Source organism: Achromobacter sp. NFACC18-2, assembly GCF_900108985.1.
GTDB lineage: Bacteria > Pseudomonadota > Gammaproteobacteria > Burkholderiales > Burkholderiaceae_B > Achromobacter.
Genome location: NZ_FNYM01000015.1, coordinates 52,991 through 76,659, shown reverse-complemented (window position 1 = coordinate 76,659; position 23,669 = coordinate 52,991). Strand labels below are relative to the sequence as shown.

General features: G+C 68.3%; 19 protein-coding genes. 7 read left to right on the top strand and 12 right to left on the bottom strand.

From position 1 onward, the window contains the following. The first annotated feature begins 10 nt into the window (after positions 1–10). Positions 11–1,216, top strand: coding sequence for a type II secretion system inner membrane protein GspF (gspF, locus tag BMW75_RS21550; RefSeq protein ID WP_092581793.1), 1,206 nt, complete (start codon positions 11–13; stop codon positions 1,214–1,216). A 42-nt stretch (positions 1,217–1,258) separates the two neighbouring features. Here gspF and BMW75_RS21545 read toward each other — a convergent pair whose 3' ends face one another. The 3 genes from BMW75_RS21545 to BMW75_RS21535 form a co-directional block, all read right to left on the bottom strand. Next, positions 1,259–1,597: a P-II family nitrogen regulator gene (locus BMW75_RS21545; protein ID WP_006386376.1), complete on the bottom strand. Its 339-nt coding sequence runs from the start codon at positions 1,595–1,597 to the stop codon at positions 1,259–1,261. Positions 1,598–1,792: 195 nt separating this feature from the next. Beyond that, complete coding sequence (locus BMW75_RS21540) at positions 1,793–3,859, bottom strand: NAD(+) synthase (protein WP_076521424.1); 2,067 nt, start codon at positions 3,857–3,859, stop codon at positions 1,793–1,795. Between the two features lie 107 nt (positions 3,860–3,966). After that, on the bottom strand, positions 3,967–5,334 hold the full coding sequence (locus BMW75_RS21535; RefSeq protein WP_092581792.1) for a mechanosensitive ion channel family protein: 1,368 nt from the start codon (positions 5,332–5,334) through the stop codon (positions 3,967–3,969). A gap of 137 nt (positions 5,335–5,471) precedes the next feature. On the opposite strand from BMW75_RS21535, the gene argH reads away from it, so the two are divergent. After that, complete coding sequence (gene argH, locus BMW75_RS21530) at positions 5,472–6,893, top strand: argininosuccinate lyase (RefSeq protein ID WP_092581791.1); 1,422 nt, start codon at positions 5,472–5,474, stop codon at positions 6,891–6,893. Between the two features lie 58 nt (positions 6,894–6,951). Here the strand turns inward: argH and BMW75_RS21525 are convergent, their stop codons facing one another. Further along, positions 6,952–7,842, bottom strand: coding sequence for a LysR family transcriptional regulator (locus tag BMW75_RS21525; protein ID WP_092581790.1), 891 nt, complete (start codon positions 7,840–7,842; stop codon positions 6,952–6,954). A 90-nt stretch (positions 7,843–7,932) separates the two neighbouring features. Between BMW75_RS21525 and BMW75_RS21520 the strand changes: the two genes are divergently transcribed. After that, the gene (locus BMW75_RS21520) at positions 7,933–8,370 is read left to right on the top strand and encodes a GFA family protein (RefSeq protein WP_092581789.1); all 438 of its coding nucleotides are present in this window, start codon (positions 7,933–7,935) and stop codon (positions 8,368–8,370) included. 63 nt (positions 8,371–8,433) lie between these two features. Next, positions 8,434–10,440, top strand: a complete 2,007-nt coding sequence (locus BMW75_RS21515; protein ID WP_092581788.1) for a PEP/pyruvate-binding domain-containing protein — start codon at positions 8,434–8,436, stop codon at positions 10,438–10,440. A gap of 18 nt (positions 10,441–10,458) precedes the next feature. Here the strand turns inward: BMW75_RS21515 and BMW75_RS21510 are convergent, their stop codons facing one another. Next, on the bottom strand, positions 10,459–11,436 hold the full coding sequence (locus tag BMW75_RS21510; RefSeq protein WP_092581787.1) for a Bug family tripartite tricarboxylate transporter substrate binding protein: 978 nt from the start codon (positions 11,434–11,436) through the stop codon (positions 10,459–10,461). Position 11,437: 1 nt separating this feature from the next. After that, positions 11,438–12,718 carry an amidase gene (locus tag BMW75_RS21505; protein WP_092581786.1) on the bottom strand — a complete coding sequence of 427 codons (1,281 nt, stop codon included), beginning with the start codon at positions 12,716–12,718 and terminating at the stop codon, positions 11,438–11,440. Positions 12,719–12,807: 89 nt separating this feature from the next. Between BMW75_RS21505 and BMW75_RS21500 the strand changes: the two genes are divergently transcribed. Then, positions 12,808–13,719: a LysR substrate-binding domain-containing protein gene (locus BMW75_RS21500; RefSeq protein WP_092581785.1), complete on the top strand. Its 912-nt coding sequence runs from the start codon at positions 12,808–12,810 to the stop codon at positions 13,717–13,719. A gap of 20 nt (positions 13,720–13,739) precedes the next feature. Here BMW75_RS21500 and lpdA read toward each other — a convergent pair whose 3' ends face one another. From lpdA to cadR, 6 genes are all read right to left on the bottom strand, one after another. Then, the gene (gene lpdA / locus BMW75_RS21495) at positions 13,740–15,143 is read right to left on the bottom strand and encodes a dihydrolipoyl dehydrogenase (RefSeq protein WP_092581784.1); all 1,404 of its coding nucleotides are present in this window, start codon (positions 15,141–15,143) and stop codon (positions 13,740–13,742) included. 2 nt (positions 15,144–15,145) lie between these two features. Further along, positions 15,146–16,510, bottom strand: a complete 1,365-nt coding sequence (locus tag BMW75_RS21490) for a dihydrolipoamide acetyltransferase family protein (RefSeq protein ID WP_092581783.1) — start codon at positions 16,508–16,510, stop codon at positions 15,146–15,148. A gap of 1 nt (position 16,511) precedes the next feature. Continuing rightward, positions 16,512–17,555, bottom strand: coding sequence for an alpha-ketoacid dehydrogenase subunit beta (locus tag BMW75_RS21485; RefSeq protein WP_092581782.1), 1,044 nt, complete (start codon positions 17,553–17,555; stop codon positions 16,512–16,514). A 2-nt stretch (positions 17,556–17,557) separates the two neighbouring features. Then, positions 17,558–18,790, bottom strand: coding sequence for a 3-methyl-2-oxobutanoate dehydrogenase (2-methylpropanoyl-transferring) subunit alpha (locus tag BMW75_RS21480; RefSeq protein WP_092581781.1), 1,233 nt, complete (start codon positions 18,788–18,790; stop codon positions 17,558–17,560). A 199-nt stretch (positions 18,791–18,989) separates the two neighbouring features. Then, a complete protein-coding gene (locus tag BMW75_RS21475; RefSeq protein ID WP_092581780.1) occupies positions 18,990–19,583 on the bottom strand; it encodes a nitroreductase family protein in 594 nt (197 codons plus the stop codon). A gap of 104 nt (positions 19,584–19,687) precedes the next feature. Next, positions 19,688–20,122 (bottom strand): Cd(II)/Pb(II)-responsive transcriptional regulator, encoded by a 435-nt coding sequence (gene cadR, locus BMW75_RS21470; protein ID WP_092581779.1) that lies wholly within the window; start codon positions 20,120–20,122, stop codon positions 19,688–19,690. Positions 20,123–20,220: 98 nt separating this feature from the next. Between cadR and BMW75_RS21465 the strand changes: the two genes are divergently transcribed. Both BMW75_RS21465 and BMW75_RS21460 read left to right on the top strand, forming a co-directional pair. Beyond that, a complete protein-coding gene (locus BMW75_RS21465; protein ID WP_175493242.1) occupies positions 20,221–22,632 on the top strand; it encodes a heavy metal translocating P-type ATPase in 2,412 nt (803 codons plus the stop codon). A gap of 66 nt (positions 22,633–22,698) precedes the next feature. After that, a complete protein-coding gene (locus BMW75_RS21460; RefSeq protein WP_092581778.1) occupies positions 22,699–23,598 on the top strand; it encodes a helix-turn-helix domain-containing protein in 900 nt (299 codons plus the stop codon). The last annotated feature ends 71 nt before the right edge of the window (positions 23,599–23,669 follow it).

Sequence of the window (23,669 nt, the reverse complement as noted above, 5' to 3'; positions counted from 1 at the left end):
TATTACAGTCATGCCTTCCTTCCGTTATGAAGCCACCGACGCGCTCGGGAAAATCGTGCGCGGCACGATCGACGCCGACTCCGAGCGCGGCGCCAGAAACCAGTTGCGTGGACGGGGCCTGCTGCCGCTGTCGACCTCCCTGGCGGCGCGTGCCGAAGGCATGGGCGCTGCACTGCGCACGCGCCTGTCGGATGCCGATCTCGCGTGGCTGACGCGCCAGCTTGCCAGCCTGCTCGCCGCGCGCCTGCCGCTGGATGCCGCGCTCAGCGCCACGTTGGAACAGGCCGAGAAAAAACACATCGCGGCCACGCTGGGCGGCGTGCGCGACGACGTGCGCGCCGGCCATCGGCTGTCCGCCGCGCTGGCCTCGCGGCCGCGCGACTTTCCCGAGATCTATCGCGCGCTGATCGGCGCGGGCGAGGAATCGGGCGACCTGGCGCAGGTGATGGAAAAGCTGGCGGACTACATCGAGGAACGCAACACCTTGCGCAGCAAGGTCATGACCGCGTTCATCTATCCGGCGGTGGTGGCGAGCGTCTCGGTCATCATCGTCATCTTCCTGCTGGGCTATGTCGTGCCGCAGGTAGTGTCGGCGTTCAGCCAGGCCAAGCAGGAACTGCCAATGCTGACGCAGATCATGCTGGGGCTGTCGGACTATGTGCGCGAATGGGGCGCGGTGACGGGCGCAGGCGTGGTGGCGGCGATTGCGCTGTGGCGCTACACGCTGCGCGCGCCGGCCGCCCGCCGCGCCTGGCATGCGCGCGTGCTGCGGCTGCCGCTGGCCGGACGCTTTGTGCTGGGCGTGAACGCCGCGCGCTTTGCGTCCACGCTGGCGATTCTGTGCGGCAGCGGCGTGGCGCTGCTGACCGCCCTGGAGGCGGCGCGCCGCACGCTCGGCAACGACGTGCTGCGCCTGGCGGTGGACGAGGCCGCGGCCCGCGTGCGCGAAGGCGCGGCGCTATCGGCGTCGCTGGGCGCGCAAAAGGTCTTTCCGTCGCTGCTGGTGCACCTGATCGCCAGCGGCGAAAAGACCGGGCGCCTGCCCGAGCTGCTGGACCGGGGCGCGCAGAACCTCTCGCGCGACCTGGAGCGGCGCGCGATGGCCATGACGGCCCTCTTGGAGCCGGCGCTGATATTGCTGATGGGGGGATTCGTCCTGCTGATCGTGCTGGCCGTGATGATGCCGATCCTGGAGATGAACCAGTTGATCAGGTAGGCGCGCGGACCGCGTTGGACGGCGGCCCGCGGAAAGCGAGGATCAGAGCGCCTCTTCGTCGCTCTCGCCGGTGCGGATGCGGATGGCCTGTTCGACCGGCGTCACGAAGATCTTGCCGTCGCCGATCTTGCCGGTGCGGGCGGCCTTGACGACGGCCTCGATGGCGGCTTCAACCTGGTCATCGGGCAGGACCACTTCGACGCGGATCTTGGGCAGGAAGTCCACGACGTATTCCGCGCCGCGATAGAGTTCGGTGTGGCCCTTCTGGCGGCCGAAACCCTTGACTTCGGTGACCGTCAGGCCGCTGACGCCGACTTCCGCCAGCGCCTCGCGGACTTCGTCGAGCTTGAAGGGTTTGATGATGGCGGTGACTTGTTTCACGTTGGTCGTCCTGGGTTTTTAATGTGTTGCGTCGCCCTGCCGCGCCGCCCGCAGTCCTGCCGGACGGGCGCCGGGCGCAATGGATAAGAGAATAACACCGCACAGCGGCGGACGCGGCTACGGGGAAACGCGCGCCGCGCCTGCCTGCGGCGCGCATTCACGCGGCCGCCCCAACTTGGTGCGCGGCGCCGCCGGTCAGGTGTTGGGCGCCTCGTCGGGAATGCCGTCGGCCTCGCGCATCCACACCACCGATTCCGAATCGCTGGGCGCGCGCCAGTCGCCGCGCGGCGAGAGCGAGCCGCCCGAACCGACCTTGGGCGCGTTCGGGATGCAGGTACGCTTGAACTGGCTGAGGCGGAAGAACTTGTCCAGGAAGATCTTCAGGTTGCGCTTGATGGCGGCCAGGTCGTACTGGTTGCGGGCGACGTGGCCGCCCTCGGGCCAGGCGCCGGCCTCGCGGTCGCGCCAGGCCGTCCAGGACAGGAAGGCGACCTTGCTCGGCGCAAAGCCATAGCGCAGCGTGTAGTACAGGTTGAAGTCCTGCAGTTCGTACGGGCCGATGGAGGCTTCGCTCTTCTGCTCGGGCTTGTCGTCCGCCCCACCGGGCACGAGTTCCGGGCTGACGTCCGTGCCCAGCACGTCCAGCAGCACCTGCGCGCCGTCGTCGCCCAGGCGGCCGGATTCGGCCACCCAGCGCACCAGATGCGTGATCAGCGTCTTGGGCACGCTCGCGTTGACGCTGTAGTGCGACATGTGATCGCCCACGCCGTACGTGCACCAACCCAGTGCAAGCTCGCTGAGGTCGCCGGTGCCGATGACGATGGCGTTGCTGAAATTGGCCAGGCGGAACAGGTGATTGGTGCGCTCGCCGGCCTGCACGTTTTCAAAAGTGATGTCGTAGACCGGCTCGCCGTCCGCATACGGATGGCCCAGGTCCTTGAGCATCTGCAGGCAGCTCGGCCGGATGTCGATTTCGGACGCGGTGCAGCCCACCACCGCCATCAGGCGGCGCGCCTGCTGCAGGGTGCGGGTGCTGGTGGCAAAGCCCGGCATCGTGACCGCCAGGATGTTGGAACGCGGCAGGTCCAGGGCGTCCATGGCCTTGGCGCAGACCAGCAGCGCATGCGTGGAATCGAGCCCGCCCGAGATGCCGATGACCACCTTCTTCATGCCGCTGGCCGACAGGCGCTGCGCCAGCGCCTGCACCTGGATGTTGTAGACCTCTTTGCAGCGCGCGTCGCGGCGCTGCGGGTCGGCCGGCACATACGGAAAGCGCGCCACGCGCCGCTCAAGCGGCAGCTCGGCGTCTTCCAGCGGGGGATTCACCGGCACCGCCACGCGGCGGAACCGGCGCACCTCGTCCTGGTGACGGCGCACGGACTGGCCGAAGGTGCTCTGGCGCATGCGCTCGCGCGACAGGCGTTCCAGGTCCACATCCGAGAACAGCAGATGGGAGTGACTCAGGAAGCGTTCGGATTCGGCCAGCAGCTCGCCGTTTTCGTAGATGAGGGCCTGGCCGTCCCAGGCCAGGTCGGTCGACGATTCGCCCCGACCGGCCGACGTGTACATGTAGGCCGACAGGCAGCGCGCCGACTGCTGCGAGACGAGCTGGTGGCGGTATTCGGCCTTGCCCACGACGATATTGGAGGCGGACAGGTTGACCAGCACCGTGGCCCCCGCCAGCGCGGCATAGGACGACGGGGGAATGGGCACCCAGACGTCTTCGCAGATTTCGACGTGGAACTGGAACAGCGGCAGCTTTTCCATCTGGAACAGCAGCTCCGCGCCGAAGGGCACGGTCTGGCCCAGCAGGGTGATCTCGGCATCGATGGCGCAATCGGCGGCGCTGAACTGGCGGGCTTCGTAGAACTCGCCGTAATTGGGCAGGTAGGTCTTGGGCACCACGCCCAGGATGCGCCCGCCCGCCGCGACCACGGCGCAGTTGAACAACTGGTGGGACACGCGCAGCGGCGCTCCCACGATGAGGGCGATGTCCAGTTCGGCCGTGGCCTCGACCACGCGGGCCAGCGCGGCCTCGCAGGCGTCCAGCAGGGCCTTCTGGTGAAAGAGGTCGTCGCAGGTGTAGGCCGACAGGCCCAGCTCGGGGAAGGCCGCCAGCACCGCGCCGCCCTGGGCGGCCTGCTGCGCCAGCGCGATGGTCTGCGCGGCGTTGAACGCGGGATCGGCGACCCGGCACTCGGGCACGCCGACCGCGACCCGGGCGAAGCCGTGGGAATACAGGTTGAAGAACGGGTTCGACATCGGGTTTTCGCCTGGGGGTTCGCGGGGTGTTTGCCTGGTGTTAAGAGGCCCTGGAATCAACCGCCGGATTATCTCACGGGCTCCGGGCCGCGGCCTTGCCTGCCCGCCTAGCGCGGCATCTTGCTGTCGGTCAGGCCCCGCTCGAACGGCAGCGCCGGGTCGCCGTCCACGTCATGGCCTTGCCTGTCGCGCTCGGCCGTCAGCGCGGCCTGGATGGCGCTGTCGCGCAGGTAGCTGCCCATCGCGCCGATGTCCGCCCCCGACGGCTGCTGGTACAGGCGCAGGCCCAGCTCCGGCAGGATCGCGAGCAGGTGGTCGAAGACGTCGCCCTGGATGCGTTCGTACTCGACCCACGCGGTCACGGCGGTAAAGCAATAGACCTCGACCGGAATGCCCTCGGAGGTGGGCTCCATCATGCGCACCATCATCGCCATATCCTGGCGGATCTCCGGGTTCTGCTTCAGAAAGGCCAGCGCGTAGGCGCGCAGGGTGCCGATGTTGGTCAGGCGGCGCCGGTTGGCCGGCACGCTGGCCAGCTCGCCCAAGGTCTGGTTGGCCTGCACGATGTCCTGCGTCTTGGTCTGCAGGTAATCGTGCAGCAGCCGGAACTTCATCAGGCGCTGCGCCTCGTCGTCGGTCAGGAAGCGCACGCTGGCGGCGTCGATGCGGATGGTGCGCTTGATGCGCCGGCCGCCCGATTCGAACATGTGGCGGTAGTTGCGGTAGCTTTCCGAGAACAGCTTGTAGGTCGGCACCGTGGTCACGGTGTTGTCCCAGTTCTGCACCTTCACGGTGTGCAACGCGATGTCCTTGACGAAGCCGTCGGCGTTGCACTGCGGCATCTCGATCCAGTCGCCGATGCGCAGCATGTCGTTGCTGGTGAGCTGGGTGCTGGCCACCAGCGACAGCAGCGTGTCCTTGAACACCAGCAGCAACACCGCCGACAGCGCGCCCAGGCCGGAGATCATCCACAGCGGCGAGCGGTCGATCAGGATGGACAGCACCAGGACGGTGCAGACCGCCGCCAGGACCAGCTTGCCGATCTGGATGTAGCCCTTGATGGAGCGGGTCTGCGCGCGGGTGGTGGCCGAATAGGTGTCCTGCCAGGCGCTCAGCACCCCCGAAACCGCCACGAACACGCAGATCCAGGCGCCCGCGTGCGCCAGGCGGCCCACGATGGTGACCACGCTTTCCGCGTGGGGCACCAGGCCGATGCCCATCGACACCACCGCGAACGGCACCGCGTACCAGAGGTTCTGGTACGCGCGGCGGCGCTGCAGCGCCTTGTCCCAGTCCCCGTGCCCGCTGACGACCAGCAGCCGGTGCGCCAGCAGCAGCACGACCCGGGCCACGACCCACTGCACGAACAGCGCGGCCAGGATGAGCGCGCCGATGCCGATCAGCGTCTGCGCCCAGATCTCGCGCGGCAGGTGGGCATCAAATTGGGTGACTAGCTCTTCCCATTCCAGGGGCATGGATCCGTACTCGCTTCTCAGATCATTGAAACCAAGCGGGGATTATCCGCCAACTCGCCCCGGCTGCGGGTTCCGGCCCCGGGAAACCGGGGCCGCCTGCGCCCGGTGCGCCGCGAGGCCCTATAATCCCGCCCATCATGGCAAAGACTCCCTCCCCCGATCAAAACCAGTTCGCCAACAAGGCGCAGGCCTGGTCCGCCCGGTTCTCCGAGCCGGTTTCCGAACTCGTCAAACGCTACACGGCGTCCGTGGATTTCGACAAGCGCCTGGCGCGCCACGACATCCAGGGCTCGCTCGCGCACGCGGACATGCTGGCCGCCCAGGGCATCATCGGCGCCCAGGACCTGGCCGACATCCAGCGCGGCATGACCCAGATCCTGTCTGAAATCGACGCCGGCAGCTTCCAGTGGCTGCTCGACCTCGAAGACGTCCACCTGAACATCGAAAAGCGTCTCGTGGAACTGGTGGGCGACGCGGGCAAGCGCCTGCACACCGGCCGTTCGCGCAACGACCAGGTCGCCACCGACATCCGCCTGTGGCTGCGCGACGAGATCGACACCCTGCAGGTGCTCTTGCGCCAACTGCGCCACGCGCTGGCCACGGTGGCGCTGGAAAACGCCGCCACCATCATGCCCGGCTTCACGCACCTGCAGGTGGCCCAACCCGTCACTTTCGGCCACCACCTGCTGGCCTACGCCGAAATGTTCGGCCGCGACGCCGAGCGCCTGGCCGACTGCCGCCGCCGCGTGAACCGCCTGCCGCTGGGCGCCGCCGCCCTGGCCGGCACGTCGTTCCCCATCGACCGCGAGCGCGTCGCCAAGACCCTGGGTTTTGAAGGCGTGTGCCGCAACTCGCTGGACGCCGTGTCCGACCGCGACTTCGCCATCGAATTCTGCGCCGCCGGCGCGCTGATCATGACGCACGTCTCGCGCCTGTCCGAAGAGCTGGTGCTCTGGATGAGCCCGCGCGTGGGCTTCATCGACCTGGCCGACCGCTTCTGCACCGGCAGCTCGATCATGCCGCAAAAGAAGAACCCCGACGTGCCCGAACTGGCCCGCGGCAAGACCGGCCGGGTCAACGGCAACCTCGTCGCCCTGCTGACCCTGATGAAAGGCCAGCCGCTGGCCTACAACAAGGACAACCAGGAAGACAAGGAAGGCCTGTTCGACACGGCCGACACGCTGCGCGACACGCTCACGATCTTCGCGGACATGGCCGGCGGCATCAAGGTCAAGGCCGACAACATGCGCGCCGCCGCCTTGCAGGGCTTTGCCACCGCCACCGACCTGGCCGACTACCTGGTCAAGCGCGGCGTGCCCTTCCGCGACGCCCACGAAGTCGTGGCCCACGCCGTGCGCGACTGCGAACAGCGCGGCTGCGACCTGGCCGACCTGTCCACCGCCGAACTGACCGCCTACCACGCCAGCATCGGCGAAGACGTCCACCAGGTGCTGACCCTGGAAGGCTCGGTCGCCGCGCGCAAGCACGTGGGCGGCACCGCCCCCGAGCGCGTGGCCGAGGAAGCCCGCCGCGTGCTGGCGGAGACGGCCGAAGGCTGATTCCGTCCTTGGTGCGCGCCGCTCCTGCAAGGCCCCCTTTCCGGGGGCCTCGTTGTTTCTAGCCCGCCAAATAGGCGTCCAGCTCCCGGGCCAGCGCATCGAATACACCCGCCACCCGCTTCACCCGCCGCAGGTCTCCGTGCATGGCAATCCACACGTCGACGTCAAAGCCGATTTCCTGCTCCAGGACGGGCACCAGCCCCAACGGCCGCGCAAGCTGGCCCGGACAGACACCGAAGCCCAGCCCCGCCTTCAGGGCGGCGAACTGTGCCACGTGGTGGTCGCAGGCCACGGCAAAGGCCTGGTCGGGATCGATCACGCCGTGCTCGGCCAGCATGCGGCGGTCAGAGAGGCGACGATCCGGTCCGATCATCGGCAGACCGCGAAGCTGCGCGCGCGATTGCGGCAGCCCATAGGCGCGGATGCAGCCGGGCGCGGCGTACAGCCCCACCCGCAAGGCGCCGGTGCGCCGCGCGACCACGTTCGCTTCGCTGGGGCGCTGCAGCCTTACCGCGATGTCGGCCTCCTGCCGGGGCAAGGCCTCCAGCCGGTCCTGCACGCTCAATTCCAGCCGCACCCCGGGCATGGCCTGGCGGACCCCCAGGAGCATCGTCGGCAGCACCTCGACGCCCAGCAGTTCACTGCTGGTGACGCGCACCACCCCTTCGGCCGCGTCCGCGCCAGTCCCCGCCCGCCGGCTGAAGGCGCGAGCCGCCACATCCATGGCTTCGACGTGGTCGCTCAGTTCGCGGGCCGCGTCCGTGGGCTGCAGGCCGGCGGGCGTGCGCAGGAACAGGCTCACGCCTACACTGGCCTCCAGCTTTTCGATGCGACGGCGCGCCGTCGCCTGGGCGATGTTCAACAGCCGCGCCGCCCCGGACAGGCTGCCGCTACGCAGGACGGCAAGAAAAACGCGCTGGCTTTCCCATTCAAGAGAATCGATGCTCATACAAAACCTGCTAACGGATGGTTCATTCTGGCGGTTCCCGGCGGCCGGCATCCAGCGCATCCTGTGGCGCCCCCTTCAAGGAACCCATCCATGACCCTCACTGGCCAATGCCGCTGCGCCGCCTTGCGCTATACCGTCGAGCCGGCCGGCAAGCCGCGCGTCTACGCCTGCCACTGCCTGAACTGCCAGCGCTGGAGCGGCAGCGCCTTCGGGCTGCACATGCTGCTGTCGGAAACGGCGATGAGCATAACCGGTGCGCTAGCCGAGTACCGCCATGAACACGCCGGCCTGCAATCGCGCCAGTACCTCTGCGCGCAGTGCCATACCCGCATCTTCAACACGACGGACGCCGCGCCCGGCATGCGCGTGCTGCGCGCGGGCACGCTGGACGAGGCGGCCGCGCTGGCGCCCGTGGCGCACATCTGGACCCGCCGCAAGCACGCCTGGCTGGAAGTGCCGCCTGATGTGCCCAGCTGGCCCGAAAGCCCCTCGCCCGAGGCGTTCGCCAGCGCCGTCATGGGCCGATAGGAGCCGTCGGGCAAGGGGCAAGGTCCGATATCATTGCGCCTTTACGGACCTGTCCCCAAAACCATGTCCCTCATGCGCGCGTCGCTCAAGCCCCTTGCACCGCTGTGCATGTCCCTTGCCGCCGTGTCCGCGTCTTGCCTTCTGGCGGGCGCAATCTCTCCGGTGGCCCAGGCACAGAGTGCCCGCAAGCCTTCGCCCTACGAAAACGGCCGCCCCCTGCGCCCTGACGAGGTCGAAGCGCCCAAGACCGAGGACACGCGCTGGGGCGGCCCCCGCTTCCTGGAGCAGATCCGCACCCAGGCAGAATTCCAGCAACTAGCCCGCGTCTACAACGCCGGCACCCCGCTGGAGATTCCGCACGTGCTGTTCGTGATCGACCGCCAACGCGCCAACCGCATCTATTACCTTCACACGCCGCGCTACGCGCTGCACGAGACCTTCGCGCGCGAGCGGCGACTGCTGTCCGGCGACAAGGCCGCGCTGATCGCCCAGTACAAGGCCCCGGACCGGCGCCTGCTGTTCGGCACGCTGAGCTGGCAGAACGGCCTGCCGGGCTATACCTATGAATTCTGGGAAGGCGACCTGCTGACGCCGGAACTGCTGGCGCTGACCCGCGACAGGCTGGCCGCCACCTTCTACGAGCCGCTGCGCTTCAAGAGCAATTCCACACTGCAGGAACAGACGGCGCGCAACGCCGGCATCGACTTCGTCACCCAGGAAGCGCTGCTGCGCGAACAGGCCTTCCTGCCGCTGAACACTGGACGCGCGCAAGGCCGGCTGCGCATCGTGAAGTCCGTGGACGACACGCCGGACCTGTCGCCCACCGATATCGTGGTGCTGGACGAAGTGCCCGTGGCGCTGACGCCCGTCGCGGGCCTGGTCACGCAGCGGCCATCCACCCTGCTGTCGCACGTGAACCTGCTGGCCAAGGGCTGGCGCATTCCCAATGCCTACGTGCGCGACGCGGTGGCGACCCTGCGCGAGCATGACGGGCAGTGGGTCGAGCTGACTGTCTCCAGCAACGGCTACCAGGTGCAGCGCATCGCCCAGCCCGCGGCGACCGCGCCCAAGGCGGCCGGCGCGCCGCTGCCCAAGCCCGACCTGTCGGTGCGCGCCATCAAGCCGCTGACCGGCATGACAACGCGCGACAGCCGCCATTGCGGCGTGAAGGCGGCCAACCTGGGCGCGCTGAAGGCCGTCCTGCCACCGGCGGCCAGCGTGCCCGACGGCTTTTGCATTCCGTTCGCCCAGTACGCGGCGTTCATGGACCGGTTGGACGTGCCCGCGCGCGTGGCGGCGCTGGAGCGACGCCCCGACTTCGCCAGCGACGCCAACGTGCGCCGCGCCGAACTGGCCGCCTTGCGCCAGCAGATCATCGACGCGCAGCCCGACCCGGCGCAGGCCGCCGCGTGGCGCGACCACTGGCAGACGCAGCTGCAGGGCTGCGGCGTCTTCGTGCGCAGCTCGTCCAACTCCGAAGACCTGCCCGGGTTCAGCGGCGCGGGGCTGTACACCACCGTGCCGAACGTCACGCATGCCGACGCGCTGGCGCGGGCGGTGCAGACGGTCTGGGCCTCGGTCTACAACTTCGAGGCCTACGAGGCGCGCCGCGCGGCCGGCATCGGCGCGGCCGGCGTGGTGATGGCGGTGCTGGTGCAGCAGGCGGCGGCCTCGGACAATTCCGGCGTCATGATCACGCGCGACCCGTTCGACGCCTCGCGCCGCCACGTGACCTACCTGTCGGCCAAGCGCGGGCTGGGCATCAAGGTGGTGGAAGGCAAACGCCAGGCTGAACAGGTGATGTATTCGAGCTGGTCCAAGGCCGTGCAGGTGCTCAGCCGCTCGGCCGAAGACACGCAGTTGGTGGCCGCGTCCGGCGGCGGCGTGCGCGAAGTGCCGATCGACGGCGCCCGCCAGGTGCTGGACGACGCGCTGGTCGCACGCCTGGCCGCCGTGGGGCGGCAGGTCAAGAAGCGGCTGGGAAATGGGGACCAGGACATCGAATGGGCCGTGCAGGGGGACAAGGTCCTGATCCTGCAGGCGCGGCCCTATATCGACGGCAGCCGGTAAGGCATCGCGAAAACGGGATCAGTCCGGCGCGGCACCCGATGCCTGCACGATCTGCTTCCATTGCATGAATTCGACCTGCTGGCGCGCAGCCAGTTCTGCGGGACCATCCTGCATCATCGTGACGCCCAACTGATCGAACTTCGCTTTCAGCGCGGGATCGACCATGACCTTGCGGATCGCCTGGTGCAGCCGGGCAACGGAGGCCTCGGGCACATCCTTCGCGCCATAGAACGCCACCCACAGGTCACCGGTGAAGCCCGGAATGAACTCATTGATGGCGGGGACATCGGGCAACAGGGAATTTCTTGCCGCGCTGCTGACGCCCAGCGCACGCAGCTTGCCAGCCTTGATGCTCTCCAATGCGGACGGCAGGCTGGCGAACAGCATCGGCACCTGGTTGCCCATGACGTCGGCCATCGCCGGCGACACACCGCGATACGGAACATGCTGCATGCGCAGGCCGCCCAGTTCGTTCAGCATCACGCCCAGCAAATGATTCAGGGTGCCCGCACCCGCCGAGGCGTACGGGTACGTGTCCGGATTGGCTTTGACCAGCGCCATGAATTCATTCATGTCCTTCGCCGGGAACGCCGGATTCACGCACAGCACATTGGGCACCTCGCCCACCGCCGCAATCGGCGCGAAATCCTTGATGGGATCGAACTTCGCGTCCTTGTAGACCCAGGGAACGATCAGCTGGTTGCTGTTCGCGGTGAACAGCACGGTGTAGCCGTCCTGAGGCTCGCGCAGAAACGCCTGGGTGCCCACCACGCCGCCCGCGCCCGGCTTGTTGATCACGACCACGGGCTGGCCCAGTTCGGGGCCCAGCTTTTCGGCCATGATGCGGGCCACGATATCCACGGTGCCGCCCGCGGCCGTGGGCACGATCACGTTGACCGGCCGGTTGGGATATTCGCCCGCAGCCTGCGCGCCGCCCGTGACGGCTGCCGCCACGAACAGCCCCAGCAGACCTTGCTTCAGTAACTTGAACTCCATGTCATTCCCCTTGCTGCGTCAGCAGATGATGTAGTTTGCGGCCCATGGCGAGCAACCTGCGGTCGTCTCCCCAATTGCCGACCAGTTGCATGCCTATGGGCAGGCCTGCCTGATTGAACGCGGTCGGCAGGTGCAGGCATGGCCATCCCAACACCGACCAGATCTTGTTGAAGACGCCGTCGCCTGTGTGGCTGAGCCCCCGCGGCGCCGGCCCCGGCGTGCTGGGCGTCAGGATCAGGTCCGCGCCCCCATAGCGCGGGCCCCAGGCATGCCGCAGCGACGCCTGCACCGCTAGCATCTCGCGGTACTCGCCCGCCCCGATGGCCAGCCCATGCGCCACGGCCCGCCGCAGGACCGGACTCAGGCAATCGCCATGCCGCGCCACCACCGGCATCAGGCTGCGCGCGAATTCATAGTGCATGATCACGTCGTGCGCCCGCAGCAGCAGACCCGTTTCCGCGGCCGCCTCGACCGACTCGCAGCGCACTCCCTGTGCACGCCAGGCCTCGCATGCCCGTGCGATCTCCCGCTGGCTTTCCGGGCACAGCGCGGCGTTGGGATTGCCCAGTTGCACCGCGATCGTCAGCGGCCGGTCGGACGCCCGGTTGTCGTCGCCATCGTCCGCGATCAGCACCTGCGCGATCGCCTGCGCATCCTCGACGGTGTTTGAATACCAGCCGATGGTGTCCAGTGATTCGCAGGTCAGCTTCATGCCATCGCGGAACACCTGGCCGAAGCCGGGCTTGAAGCCCACGACGCCGCAGAACGCCGCAGGCCGGATCATCGAGCCGCCGGTCTGTGTGCCCAGCGCGGCAGGCACCATGCCGGCGGCGACCGCCGCCGCCGAGCCGCTGGAAGAACCGCCCGGCGTATGGTCCAGGGCATGCGGATTGCGCGTGGCTCCCGGCGTCCTGAAGGCGAACTCCGCCGTTACCGTCTTGCCCACCGGCACTGCGCCGGCGGCGCGCAGCATACCCACGCAACACGCGTCGAACCGGGCAGCGCCGCCAGTCAGCGCGGGCACGCCGAAGCCCGTGGGCATGCCCGCGACATCGATCACGTCCTTGACCCCGATCGGCACGCCAGCCAGCCGGCCCCCCGTCCCTTCTTCTGGCGCCTCCAGCGCGTCCGGACCCACGACATGGCTCCATGCCCGGATGACGCTGTCCATCTCGTCGATAGCCGCCAGGCTGGCGCGGGCGGCAGCCAGCGGAGCGGCCGCGCCCGCACGCACGCGCCGGGAGATCTCGTGGACAGACAGGGGAAAAGGCGCGACAGGCATGACGTATTCCGGCAAACGGCTGAACAACTTCGATGCCGAATCTTAGGAATACAATTAATCCACGTCCAATTTGTAATTTCGCATCAATTATGTCGAAATCAGAATTAATCTTTCTGGACGGCCGGCTGCTGGTGCTGTTTTGCACGCTGGCCGAGGAACTGCATTTCGCCCGGGCTGCGGCACGCCTGTTCATGACGCAGCCGCCGCTCACGCAGCAGATCAAGCGGCTGGAAACGCTGGTCGGCGTGCCCTTGTTCGAGCGCACCACGCGCTCGGTCAAATTGACGCCCGCCGGCGAGATCATGTACGAACGGGCGCGGCGGATTTCCGCGGACACCCAGTTAATGCTGCGCCAGGCGCGCCGCACGGCGCGCGGCGAAACCGGTTCCCTGGTCATCGGCATCACGCCCAGCGCCGCCAGTTCGCCGCTGGTGTCGGCTCTCAGCCATTACCGCGACGCGCACCCGGAAGTCCGGATCGATCTGCGCGAAATGAACTCGGTGGACATGGACCCCGCCCTGCGCTCGCGCGTCGTGGAGGTTGCCCTGATGCGCCCGCACCCGCTGGACGCTGACATCCAGACGGTGGTTGTCCATGAAGAGCCCCTGTGCGTGGCGCTGCGCCACGACCACCCGCTGTCGAACCAGCGCGACGTGTCGCTGCAGGAGCTTCTGGAGTACCCCATGGTGGGATACCGGCAGGACATCTCTCCCTACTTCCGCAGCATGATCCAGCGGCTTTTCGCGCGCGCGCAGCTAAAGCCATCGATCGCGCAGGAAAGCGTCATCCCCACCCTGCTGACGCTGGTGGAGGCCGGCGTCGGGCCGGCGATCGTGCCGCAGTCCTTGAGCCGGATGCGTCCGGACTCGCTGCGTTTTTTGCCGCTGCGCGACATCGCAGGCGAAAAAGCGCAGATCGTGCTGGCCGCGCTGCGGGACCAGGGCAACCCTGCCCTGGAGGGATTCACGGCGGCGCTGGCGCACTCCGGCGTGCGCCGGTAGGCGCCAACCCCTTGCGCGCGTTAGATATGCAGCGCGTGCCCCAGCGCCTTGAGCGCCGCTTCCTGCACGGCCTCGCCCAGCGTGGGATGGGCGTGGATGGTGCCCGCCACGTCTTCCAGCGTCGCGCCCATTTCCAGCGATTGGCCGAACGCCGTCGACAGCTCCGACACCGTGCGCCCCACCGCCTGCCAACCCACGATCAGGTGGTTGTCGCGCCGGGCCACCACGCGCACGAATCCGTCGGTGGATTCCAGCGTCATGGCGCGGCCGTTGGCTGCGAACGGGAAGGATGCCGTGACGCAGTCCAGGCCGGCCCCTTCGGCCTCCCCAGGCGAAAGCCCCGCCACCACGACCTCGGGATCGGTGAAGCAGACGGCGGGGATGGAAGCCGGCTGGAAATGGCGGCGCTTGCCCGCCACCAGTTCGGCCACCATCTCGCCCTGCGCCATCGCCCGATGCGCCAGCATGGGCTCGCCCGCAATGTCGCCGATGGCCCAGACATCGCGCATCGAGGTGCGGCATTGGTCGTCGATGCGCAGCGCGTTGCCCTTGCGGTCGAGCTGCAGGCTTTCCAGCCCCCAGCCCTGCGTGCGCGGACGGCGCCCCACCGAGATCAGCACGCGGTCCGCCGGCAGGAGCGTCTCGGCCCCGCTGGCGTCCTGCACCCGGACCGCATCGCCTTTGCCATTGAGGCCCAGCACCTTGCGGCCCAGGTGCAGCGCCACCCCCATCTTTGCCAGCGCGGCGGCCACGGGCTTGGTGAGCTCGGCGTCGTAGGTGGGCAGGATGCGGTCCTGCGCCTCGACCACGGCGACCTCGGCGCCCAGCTTGCGGTACACGGTGCCCAGCTCCAGGCCGATGTAGCCGCCGCCCACCACCACGAGCTGCTTCGGGATGCTGTCGGGCGACAACGCCTCGGTGGAGGACACCACCTTCCCGCCGAACGGCATGGACGGCAGCGGCGTGGGCTCGGAGCCCGCCGCCAGCAGCAGGTGCTCGCACTGGATGCGGATGCGGCCCGCATCGGGCGTGTCGACTTCCGCCGTCTTGCCATCCAGCAGCGTGGCCCAGCCGCGCACGACTTCCACGCCGTTCTTCTTGAGCAGCGCGCCCACGCCGCCCGTCAGCCTGCCGACGATGCCGTCCTTCCAGGCCACGGTCTTGGCGATGTCGATGCGCGGCGCGTCCACGGCGATGCCCAGTGCGGACTCGCCCGCGTAGTGGCGCGCCTTGTCGAATTCCTCGGCCGCATGGATCAGGGCCTTGGACGGGATGCAGCCGATGTTCAGGCAGGTGCCGCCCAACTGCGCGCCCTCGACCAGGATGGTCGGTACGCCAAGCTGCCCGGCGCGGATGGCGGCCACGTAGCCGCCGGGGCCGCCGCCGATCACCAGCAATGTCGTTGTCTTTGTGATCTGGCTCATGCTTACTCCACGAAAAGCAGCGCGGGTTGTTCCAGCAGCGCGCGCACGGCCTGGATGAAGCGCGCCGCGTCCATGCCGTCCACCACGCGGTGGTCGAAGGACGAAGACAGATTCATCAGCTTGCGCGCCACCACGGCGCCATTGCGGAAGGCGGGCCGCTCGACGATGCGGTTCACGCCCACGATGCCGACCTCGGGATGGTTGATCACCGGCGTGGTGACGATGCCGCCCAGGGGGCCCAGGCTGGTGATGGTGATGGTCGAACCGGACAGATCGTCGCGCCCGGCCGACCCGCTGCGCACCGCCTGCGCCAGCCGCGCGATCTCGGCCGCCATGGACCATACGTCGCGCGCCTCGGCGTGGCGCATCACCGGCACCATCAGCCCGCCGTCGCTCTGCGTGGCGATGCCGATGTGCACCGCGCCGTAGCGCGTCACCACGCCGGCCTCGTCGTCGTAGCGCGCGTTGATCTGCGGAAAGTCGCGCAGCGCCACCACCATGGCCCGGGCCAGCAGCGGCAGCAGCGTGAGCTTGCCGCGCGACTCGCCCCACTTGGCGTTGAGCTGCACGCGCAGGTCTTCCAGTTCGGTCACGTCGATTTCCTCGACGTAGCTGAAATGCGGGATGCGGCGCTTGGACTCGGCCATCTTCTGCGCGATTTTCCGGCGCAGTCCGATGACGGGCACGGCGTCTTCATCGTTGCGTTCGGCGTAGGCCGAGCCGGCGCGCGCATTGCTGGCCGAGCCCTGCCCTTGCAGCCAGGCATCCAGGTCCTCGTGCAGGATGCGCCCGGCCGGGCCGCTGCCCTGCACAAAGCGCAGTTCCACGCCCAGGTCCCACGCGCGCTTGCGCACGGCGGGCGAAGCCAGCGGCTTTTCGCCCGGCTGGCGGGACGCGGCGGGCGCGCCGCCCGACTGGCGCGAGGCCGGCGTCCGGGACGGCGCCGACGCCGCGGCCGGCTGCGGCGCGGATACCGCCGGTGCGGCCTTTTCGGATGGCGCCTTTTCGAAACCTGCCTTTTCAGGCGCCGCCGTTTCGGGCGCCGCCTTTTCAGCCGCCTTTTCAGCCGCCTTTCCGGGCGCGGCCGGCGCGGGCGCCGCCGCCCCCGCCTTCACATTGCCCTCGCCCTCGACCTCCAGGCGGATCAGCTCTCCGCCCACCGCCATGACTTGGCCGACGTCGCCGCCCAGCGAAATCACCTTGCCGACCACCGGCGACGGGATCTCGACCGTGGCCTTGTCGGTCATCACGTCGGCCAGCGGCTGGTCCTCGGCGACCGTGTCGCCCACCTTGACGTGCCAGCCCACCAGTTCGACTTCCGCGATGCCTTCGCCGATATCGGGCATCTTGATGATATGAATCCCCATGTCATGCCTCCATCGCGCGTTTGAACGCTTCGCCGACCCGGCGCGGGCCGGGGAAGTACGCCCATTCCTGCGCATGCGGATACGGCGTGTCCCAGCCGGTCACGCGCTCGACGGGCGCCTCCAGATGATGGAAGCAGTGTTCCTGCACCAGGGCGATCAGCTCCGCCCCGAAGCCGCAGGTGCGGGTGGCCTCGTGGACCACCACGCAGCGCCCCGTCTTCTTCACGGAGTTGACGATGGCGTCCAGATCCAGCGGCCACAGGCTGCGCAGGTCGATGACCTCGGCGTCGATGCCGGTCTCTTCGGCCGCGGTCAGCGACACGTGCACCGTGGTGCCGTAGGTCAGCACCGTCAGTTCCGACCCTGGCCGCACGATGGCGGCCGATTCCAGCGGCACGGTGTAGTAGCCGGTGGGCACGACGCTGCCCGGCCGGCCCGTCCAGGGCGTGACGGGCCGGTCATGGTGCCCGTCGAACGGCCCGTTGTAGAGCCGCTTGGGCTCCAGGAAGATCACCGGGTCGTCGTTTTCGATGGCGGCGATCAAGAGGCCCTTCGCGTCGTACGGGTTGGACGGCATCACCGTGCGCAGCCCGCAGACCTGCGTGAACATCGCCTCGGGGCTCTGGCTGTGCGTCTGCCCGCCGTAGATGCCGCCGCCGCAAGGCATGCGAATCGTCATGGGCGCGATGAATTCGCCCACCGAGCGGTAGCGCAGGCGCGCCGCCTCGGACACGATCTGGTCGGAAGCCGGATAGAAGTAGTCGGCGAACTGGATCTCGCACACGGGGCGCAAGCCATACGCGCCCATGCCGACCGCCACGCCGACGATGCCGCCTTCGGAAATGGGCGTGTCGAACACGCGCGAGCTGCCGTACTTGGCCTGCAGGCCCTCGGTGCAGCGGAACACGCCGCCGAAGTAGCCGACGTCCTGCCCGAACACCACCACGTTGTTGTCGCGCTCCAGCATTACATCCATGGCCGAGCGCAATGCCTGGATCATGGTCATCGGCGCCGAGGCCGGACCAGCGTTGTTATCGATTGCCATGGTCAGACTCCGAGCTGCTGGCGCTGCCGGCGCAGGTGCTCCGGCATGTCCTTGTAGACGTCCTCAAAAATGCTGGCGGCGCTGGGGACGTGGCCGTCCACCAGGGTGCCGTAGCTCTCTGCTTCCTTCTGGGCCGCCAGGATCTCGGCGTCGAGCTCGGCGCGGACCGCGTCGTGCTCGGCGTCGGACCAGATGCCCAACAGGATGAGGTGTTTCTTGAAGCGCTCGATGGGATCGCCCAGCGGGAAGTGGCTCCAGTCATCGCCGGGGCGGTACTTGGAGGGGTCGTCCGACGTGGAGTGCGGGCCGGCGCGGTAGGTCACCCATTCGATCAGCGTCGGACCGAGGTTGCGGCGGGCGCGCTCGGCGGCCCAGCGCGAGGCGGAATAGACCGCCAGGAAATCGTTGCCGTCCACCCGCAGCGACGCAATGCCGCAGCCCACGCCACGGCCCGCGAAGGTCGCGCCCTCGCCGCCGGCGATTGCCTGGAAGGTGGAAATGGCCCACTGGTTGTTGACCACGTTCAGGATGACCGGCGCGCGGTAGACGTGCGCGAAGGTCAGCGCGGTATGGAAGTCGGCTTCGGCGGTGGCACCGTCGCCGATCCAGGCGGACGCGATGCGGGTATCGCCCTTGATGGCCGAGGCCATGGCCCAGCCCACCGCCTGGATGAACTGCGTGGCCAGATTGCCCGAAATCGTGAAAAAGCCATTTTTGCGGTCGGAATACATGACCGGAAGCTGGCGGCCCTTGAGCGGGTCGCGCTCGTTGGACATGAGCTGGCACATCATGGTGACTAGCGACACGTCGCGCGACAGCAGGATGCTTTGCTGGCGATAGGTGGGAAAGCACATGTCCCCCTTCTCCAGCGCCATGGCGTGGGCGGTGCCGATGGCTTCCTCGCCCAGGCTCTGCATGTAGAACGAAATCTTCTTCTTGCGCTGCGCAGTCAGCATGCGCCCGTCGAAGATGCGCGTCTTGAGCATCGCCCGCATGCCGGCGCGCAGCATCTCGTGGCTGATCTCGGGCGCCCAGGGCCCGACCGCGCGGCCGTCGTCGTCGATCACCCGGACCAGGCTGTACGCCAGGGGGCCGGTGTCAACGGCGGCAACATCAATGGGGGGTTTGGGCACCTCGCCGGGCGGCGAAAGATGCAGATAGGAAAAGTCTGTCTTGCAACCCGGTCGCCCTGTCGGCTCGGGGACGTGCAACTTCAGCGGCCCATATTGGCTCATGTATTGTCTCCACGCTTGATCGTGTCATGCGTTTTCTTCCTACCAAGGCGTTGCCAGAGGCGTGTGACCTCGGACGCTGCCGTCGTCGGCCGTTGCCCGGGGATACTTGGGCGCGGCCGTTGACGAGAGTAGCACAGGGGACAGGGCGGATGAGCGGGCCCGGCGGGCTGGCGGGCCCTTGTGGCACTACGGGTTTTCCTTAGGCGGGGCCGGTCCACTCCGTGACGAATTCACGGTAGTCCGGGCGCTTGGCGGGCGGGACCGCGCACGCAGGCGTGCCCACGGCCAAAAAGCCCAGGAAGCGGTAATCCAGCGAGTCAAAGCCCAGCGCGTTCTGGACGTCTTCGACGTACGTGCCCACGCCGGTGCTCCAGAAGGCACCGTAGCCCAGCATGTGCACCGCGTTCAGGATGTTCATCACCGAGCAACCGGTGGCCAGCAGTTGCTCCTGCTCGGGGATCTTGGTGTTGTCGTGGGCGATCTTCTGCGCCACGCCGATGAACAGCGGCACATCGGCCATCCATGCCCGCACCGATTTTTCCTTTTCCGGCGTCATGCGCGGATCGCCGCTGCGCTTGACGGCCTCCAGCGCCACGTCCGCCAGCTTGCCGATGGCCTCGCCCTGGATCACCACGAAGCGCCACGGGCGCAGCGCGCCGTGATCGGGCGCCGACATGGCGGCCTGCAGGATCTGCTGGAGTTCGTCGGGCTTGGGCGCGGGCGCGCGCAGGAACTTGGTGGAGCGGCGCGTGGTCAGGGCGTGGATCGGGGCGGCGGTCTGATTTTCGGTCATGGATTCGTGCGCAAATGGGAAAGAAACAGATTCTCATATTAAGCGATGAGGCCGGCCGGGGCGGCCATCCCCCGGCCTGCAGCAAGGATATCGACGCCGCGCCCTCACCCCAGGTGCGTATGCCGCTCCTGCCGCTCTTCGACCTGCATTTCGCTCAGGCCGTGCAGGATGCCGCAATCGTCCGTGTCGGGCCGCGCCGCCACGCAGCGCTGGCGCAATTCGGTCAACTGGGCTTTCAACTGCATCAGTTCGGAGATGCGCGCATCGACGTGCGAGATGTGCGCGTCGAACAGTTCATTGATGGGGCCGCATCCGGTCCGGTGGTTGTCGGCCACGGACAGGATGGCGCGGATTTCGTCCTGCGTCATGTCCAGCGCCCGGCAATTGCGGATCAGCCGCAGGCGCTCCAGGTGCGTCTGGCCGTAGCTGCGGTAATTGTTCAGTCCCCGCTCCGGCGCGGGCAGCAGCCCTTCCTTTTCGTAGTACCTGACGGTTTCGACCGTGGTGCCGGCCGCCGTGGCCAATTCTCCGATACGCATGGCTGCCTCCCGGATCAAATCCGATGGTTAGGGGGTTGACCCTATAGTAACTCCAAGGTGTGGAATTGCGTCACCAGCTTATTTGAAGGGTCAAGCAGATGTCTTTACCGTCGGTCAAACAACGCGAACATCAGCCCGCCGAGCGCGGCGGCGCCTGCTGCGCCGGGCACACGCGGGAACCGAAGGCGTGCGAAACGCAGCGCCGCGCGGACGGCCCTGCGCCCGACCACGGCCATGATCATGGCCACGCCGGCTGCGGCGGCGGACAACGCCACGACCCGGCGCCTGACGCCGGGCACCGTCACGCGCACGCCGCCGCGCCGTGCTGCGGCCACGACCATCCCCCCGCCAGCCTGGACGCCGCCGACCCCGGCCCCAGCGCCCTGTCGGCCGGCCCCGGCCAGCGGCTGGCGCGCCTGCGCATCGGCCAGATGGACTGCCCCACCGAGGAAACGCTGATCCGCAAAAAGCTGGCCGGCGTGGACGGGGTGCATGCGCTGGACTTCAACCTGATGCAGCGCGTGCTGACGGTGGTCCACGCCGACGGCGCGCTGGACCGCATCGTCACCGCCATCAAGTCACTCGACATGACGCCCGAGGCGCTGGCCGACGGCGCGGCGCCCTCCCCCGCGCCCGCCGCCAAGGCGGTGAACTGGTGGCTGATCGGCGGCGCAGGCGTGCTGGCCGCGCTGTCCGAGTTCTCGCACTTCGCCGGCGGCCCCCTGCTGCTGACCGCGGCGCTGGCCGTGGCGGCCATCCTGGCATGCGGTGTCAGCACCTACCGCAAGGGCTGGATCGCGGTGCGCAACGGCAACCTGAACATCAATGCCCTCATGAGCATCGCCGTCACCGGCGCGGTCCTGATCGGCCAATGGCCCGAGGCCGCCATGGTGATGTTCCTGTTTAACGTGGCCGAGCTGATCGAAGCGCGGTCGCTGGACCGGGCGCGCAACGCCGTGCGCGGCCTGCTGGACCTCGCCCCCGAAACCGCCACGGTGCGCCAGCCCGACGGCAATTGGACCGAGGTGCCCGCCGCCTCCCTGCAACCGGGCGACATCGTGCGTGTGCGTCCCGGCGAGCGCATCGCGGCGGACGGCATCATCGTCAGCGGCAGCTCGGCCGTGGACCAGTCCCCCATCACCGGCGAAAGCCTGCCCGTCGAAAAGGCCCAGGACGACCCCGTCTTCGCCGCCACCGTCAACGCGGCCGGCTCCTTCGACTATCGCGTGACCGCCGCGGCGGGCAACACCACGCTGGCGCGCATCATCCACGCCGTGGAGCAGGCGCAGGGCGCGCGTGCGCCGACCCAGCGCTTCATCGACCGCTTCTCGCGCGTCTACACGCCCGCCGTAGTCGCCGTCGCGCTGGCGGTGGCGGTGCTGCCGCCGCTGCTGTGGGCACAGCCCTGGTTCGACGCCATCTACCGCGCGCTGGCGCTGCTGATCATCGCCTGCCCCTGCGCCCTGGTGATCTCCACGCCCGTCAGCATCGTCAGCGGCCTGACCGCGGCCTCGCGCCGCGGCATCCTGGTCAAGGGCGGCGTGTATCTCGAAGAAGGCCGCAACCTGAAATGGCTGGCGCTGGACAAGACCGGCACGCTGACGCATGGCAAGCCGGTGCAGACTGACATCCAGGACTGGGAGGCCGCCGAACCGGGCCGCCCCCCCGCCGCCCTGGTCGCGGCCAGCCTGGCCGCCCGGTCGGATCACCCCGTGTCGCTCGCGGTGGCCACCGCCGCGCGCGAGGCTGGCAGCGCACTGCGGGACGTGGACGCCTTCACCGCCCTGCCCGGCCGCGGCGTCAGCGCGCGGCTCGACGGCGTGACGTACCAGTTGGGCAACCGCCGCCTGATGCGCGAACTGGGCGTGTCCAGCGACCGGCTGGAAGCCCGCCTGGATGAACTGGAAAGCCAGGGCAAGAGCGCCATCGCGCTGACCGATGGCCGCCGCGTGCTGGCGCTGGCCGCCGTGGCCGACACGGTCAAGCCCACCAGCGCCCAGGCCATCGCGGACCTGCACGGACTGGGCGTGCGCACGCTGATGCTGACCGGCGACAACACGCCGACCGCGCAGGCCATCGCGCGCCAGGTCGGCATCGACGAAGCGCGCGGCGACCAGTTGCCCGAAGACAAGCTGGCCGCCATCGAAAGCAAGCTGGCGCCGGAGATCCGCGTCGGCATGGTGGGCGACGGCATCAACGACGCGCCCGCGCTGGCCCGTGCCGACATCGGCTTTGCCATGGGCGCGGCCGGCACCGGCACGGCGATCGAGACCGCCGACGTGGCCCTCATGGACGACGACCTGCGCAAGATCGGCACCTTCCTGCGCCTGTCCCGCGCCACGCATCGCGTGCTGGTCCAGAACATCGCGCTGGCCCTGGGCATCAAGGCGGTATTCCTGGCCCTGGCGGTGACCGGGCACGCGACGCTGTGGATGGCGGTGTTTGCGGACGTGGGCGCCAGCCTGCTGGTGGTGGCCAACGGCCTGCGGCTGCTGCGCGCCGCGCGGTGACGGCGGAGATTGCCTATATGATGGCGAAAAACAGAGCCGCCCCGCGCGCCGTCAAGGAGACTCCGCTTGTCCGCAGGTACGCATTCGCCCTCCCCGGAGACGTTTCCCACCTTTGAATCGTCCGATTTCTCGGGAGAGGGTTCCTTCTACTTCGATCTCGTGCGCCTGCAGGACCACGACGACATCCCGCGCGGCTTTCTGCACCGGCACCGCTATTACCACCTGCTCTGGATGACCCATGCGCATGGCTCGCACATGCTGGACTTCGAACAGCACGAGGTGCGCGACCATTCGGTGTTCTTCCTGTCGCCCGGCCAGATCCACGCCTGGACGTCGTCGGTCAAGCCGAGCGGCTACGTCATGAACATCAGCACGGAGTTCTTCGCGCAGATGTTTCCGCGCGCGGACGACATCGCCAAGTTTCCGTTCTTTCACCTGGCAGGCGGCTCGCCGGTCATTTACCTGACCCGCGACCAGCACGACGCCATGCTGCCGCTGCTGGGCGAGATCGAACGCGAAACCCGCGATCGCCAAACGGGGCGCTTCGACGTGGTGCGCTCCTACCTGCTGATCCTCCTGACGCAGCTACGCCGCCTGTACCCCGCCGACGAACGCGAGACCGCCGCCGGCCCCAGCTATTCGCTGGCCAAGCGGTTCACCATGCTGATCGAAGAGCACTACCTGGACTTCACCGCCATCCGCCAGTACGCCGACGCCCTGTGCGTCAGCGAACGCCAGCTCAACGACGCCGTCAAGCGCAGCGTGGGGCGCACCGCCAGCCGGCTCGTCCAGGAACGCATCGCGCTGGAAGCCAAGCGGCTCTTGTGCAATACCGATCTGAGCATCGCCGAGATCGGATTCCAGCTGAACATCGAAGACCCGGCGTATTTCGCCCGCTTCTTCAAAAAGCATACCGGCTGCCCGCCGGGCGACTTTCGCAAGAAGTACTACCGCCCCGTCGAATGACGCCCTCGTCGGCGCCCTCGCCGGCGCCCACGCTGCCGGCCACCCCGGGCCGGGCCGCAAAAAAGTGCAAA

Excerpts from the sequence above, each read along its gene's own strand:
- gspF (WP_092581793.1), top strand. The coding sequence starts at position 11 with ATGCCTTCCTTCCGTTATGAAGCCACCGACGCGCTCGGGAAAATCGTG.
- BMW75_RS21540 (WP_076521424.1), bottom strand. The coding sequence starts at position 3,859 with ATGTCGAACCCGTTCTTCAACCTGTATTCCCACGGCTTCGCCCGGGTC.
- BMW75_RS21535 (WP_092581792.1), bottom strand. The coding sequence starts at position 5,334 with ATGCCCCTGGAATGGGAAGAGCTAGTCACCCAATTTGATGCCCACCTG.
- argH (WP_092581791.1), top strand. The coding sequence starts at position 5,472 with ATGGCAAAGACTCCCTCCCCCGATCAAAACCAGTTCGCCAACAAGGCG.
- BMW75_RS21525 (WP_092581790.1), bottom strand. The coding sequence starts at position 7,842 with ATGAGCATCGATTCTCTTGAATGGGAAAGCCAGCGCGTTTTTCTTGCC.
- BMW75_RS21520 (WP_092581789.1), top strand. The coding sequence starts at position 7,933 with ATGACCCTCACTGGCCAATGCCGCTGCGCCGCCTTGCGCTATACCGTC.
- BMW75_RS21515 (WP_092581788.1), top strand. The coding sequence starts at position 8,434 with ATGTCCCTCATGCGCGCGTCGCTCAAGCCCCTTGCACCGCTGTGCATG.
- BMW75_RS21510 (WP_092581787.1), bottom strand. The coding sequence starts at position 11,436 with ATGGAGTTCAAGTTACTGAAGCAAGGTCTGCTGGGGCTGTTCGTGGCG.
- BMW75_RS21505 (WP_092581786.1), bottom strand. The coding sequence starts at position 12,718 with ATGCCTGTCGCGCCTTTTCCCCTGTCTGTCCACGAGATCTCCCGGCGC.
- BMW75_RS21500 (WP_092581785.1), top strand. The coding sequence starts at position 12,808 with ATGTCGAAATCAGAATTAATCTTTCTGGACGGCCGGCTGCTGGTGCTG.
- lpdA (WP_092581784.1), bottom strand. The coding sequence starts at position 15,143 with ATGAGCCAGATCACAAAGACAACGACATTGCTGGTGATCGGCGGCGGC.
- BMW75_RS21490 (WP_092581783.1), bottom strand. The coding sequence starts at position 16,510 with ATGGGGATTCATATCATCAAGATGCCCGATATCGGCGAAGGCATCGCG.
- BMW75_RS21485 (WP_092581782.1), bottom strand. The coding sequence starts at position 17,555 with ATGGCAATCGATAACAACGCTGGTCCGGCCTCGGCGCCGATGACCATG.
- BMW75_RS21480 (WP_092581781.1), bottom strand. The coding sequence starts at position 18,790 with ATGAGCCAATATGGGCCGCTGAAGTTGCACGTCCCCGAGCCGACAGGG.
- BMW75_RS21475 (WP_092581780.1), bottom strand. The coding sequence starts at position 19,583 with ATGACCGAAAATCAGACCGCCGCCCCGATCCACGCCCTGACCACGCGC.
- cadR (WP_092581779.1), bottom strand. The coding sequence starts at position 20,122 with ATGCGTATCGGAGAATTGGCCACGGCGGCCGGCACCACGGTCGAAACC.
- BMW75_RS21465 (WP_175493242.1), top strand. The coding sequence starts at position 20,221 with ATGTCTTTACCGTCGGTCAAACAACGCGAACATCAGCCCGCCGAGCGC.